This window comes from Myxococcus sp. CA033, from assembly GCF_013336625.1.
In the GTDB taxonomy this organism is placed as follows: Bacteria; Myxococcota; Myxococcia; order Myxococcales; family Myxococcaceae; genus Myxococcus; species Myxococcus llanfairpwllgwyngyllgogerychwyrndrobwllllantysiliogogogochensis.
The window spans coordinates 1-1,413 of sequence record NZ_JABUMU010000064.1 but is presented as its reverse complement, the minus strand read 5'-3'; the positions used below and the strand labels follow the sequence as shown (position 1 = coordinate 1,413).

The 1,413-nt window shown below is 65.3% G+C and carries 1 protein-coding gene; it reads right to left on the bottom strand.

Annotated features, from left to right (window positions below; genetic code table 11):
- Nucleotides 1–1,413, bottom strand: a 1,413-nt coding sequence (locus HUA78_RS45635) for a condensation domain-containing protein (protein WP_174479120.1), incomplete at both ends; no start/stop codon positions are given.

Sequence of the window (1,413 nt, the reverse complement as noted above, 5' to 3'; positions counted from 1 at the left end):
AGGACTCGCGGAGGACGAAGGCGAGGCGGTCGGAGGGCCAGGCCTTGTCGAGGGGGACGTAGGAGGCGCCGGCCTTGAGGATGGCGAGGAGGGAGACGATGAGGTCGGCGGAGCGGTCGAGACGGACAGCGACGCGAGAGCCGGGAAGAACGCCGAGAGTGCGCAGGTAATGGGCGAGCTGATTGGAGCGCGAGTCGAGCTGAGCGTAGGAGACAGACTCCTCACCCGACACAACGGCGACAGCATCAGGCGTGCGCGCGGCCTGCTGAGCGAAGAGCGAAGGGATGGATGCGTCGCGCGGGTAATCACTGACAACGCCATTCCAACCCGCGAGGACCTGCTGGTTCTCCGCCAACGTAAGTAGAGGAATCAGGCCGAGCTGTGCATCAGGCGAAGCGGTCAGCGCTTCGAGCAACACGAGGTAGTGACGCGAGAGGCGCTCCATGGTCGCCGCGTCGAAGAGGTCGGTGTTGTAGTTGAAGACACCTGCGAAGCCGTTGATGCCTTCTTCGAGCAGGAGGCTGAAGTCGTACTTCGCCGTCTCGATGCTGGGAGCCAGCCCGCTGAGGATGAGACCCGGGAGCTCGAGTTCCTCTTCAGGAGCGTTCTGAAGGGTGAGGGTGACCTGGAAGAGCGGTGAGCGACTCAGGTCACGCTGAGGCTGAAGCTCCTCGACGAGCTTCTCGAAGGGGACGTCCTGGTGCTCGTAGGCGGCGAGGGTGGACGTGCGCACCTTGGAGAGCAACTGACGGAAGGACTGCTTCGAGTCGAGTCGGGAGTGGAGGACGAGGGTGTTGACGAAGAAGCCGATGAGGCCCTCGGTCTCGGAGCGATTGCGATTCGCGATGGGAGAGCCGACAGAGATGTCGTCCTGGCCCGAGTAACGGGAGAGCAGAAGCTGGAAGGAAGCCAGCAGCACCATGAAGGGCGTGGCGCCTTCACGCTGAGCGAGGGCCTTCACGGCCTGGGTCAACTCACGAGACAACCCGATAGGGAACATCGCACCGCGATAGGTCTGAACGGCGGGGCGAGGCCTGTCAGTGGGCAGCTCCAGGGACGAGGAGGCACCGGCAAGCTGGGTGCGCCACCAGGCGATTTCGGAAGAGAGGACATCGCCCTGGATCCACTGGCGCTGCCAGACGGAGAAGTCGGCGTACTGGATGGGAAGGGGCGCGAGCGGAGCGGGCTCTCCCCCGGAGAACTGGCGGTAGAAGGCGGCCAGCTCGCGGACCATGACGGCGATGGACCAACCGTCGGAGGCGATGTGGTGGACGGTGACGAGCAACTGGTGCTCGGACGCATCCAGGCGGAGGAGTGACGCGCGGACGACGGGGCCCCGGGCGAGGTCGAACGGACGCACGGCTTCGGCTGCCGCCAACCGCTGTGCCTCGGCGTCACGCTCCTGCTGGGGCA